The organism is Pseudomonas sp. HY2-MNA-CIBAN-0224, from assembly GCF_040310285.1.
GTDB lineage: Bacteria > Pseudomonadota > Gammaproteobacteria > Pseudomonadales > Pseudomonadaceae > Aquipseudomonas > Aquipseudomonas helleri.
The window spans coordinates 1-448 of sequence record NZ_JBEOPQ010000183.1; the positions used below are offsets into that span (position 1 = coordinate 1).

Annotated in this window: 1 protein-coding gene; it reads right to left on the bottom strand. The window is 54.7% G+C overall.

Translation table 11 applies throughout. The annotated features are described in order from the left end of the window. Nucleotides 1-448 (bottom strand): penicillin-binding transpeptidase domain-containing protein (locus AAEZ03_RS25950; protein WP_350582597.1); only part of this gene is annotated, 448 nt, incomplete at both ends.

The window sequence follows — 448 nt, forward strand, 5'->3', positions numbered from 1 at the left end:
GCGCGCGACCAATAGGTGCTGCCACGGCACTACCGCCGCCACCGTTTTCGACCAACACGGCAAGGGCGATTTGTGGGTCTTCTACTGGCGCAAAACCGTTGAACCACGCATGATCCCAGTGGCGCTTGTCTATCGCAGACTTATCATAACGTTTGCCTTGAGCGATGGATTTTACCTGTGCCGTACCAGTCTTACCCGCGATACGATAGCGCGGCGTATAGATACCACGTCCCGTGCCACCTTTCACCACACTTTCCATCGCATCATGCATGCGTAGCCAATCAGAGGGTTTGCCGTTATAGTCGATTTTGCCATCGGGTTTGGTGATGACCTTGACCTCTGCTGCCCCATCGCTGCTTTTCAGCAGATGCGGGGTAATGTGATAGCCCTTGTTGGCAGTCATCGCTGTCGCATTGGCGATCTGTAGCGGCGTGGCTAAGAAATACCC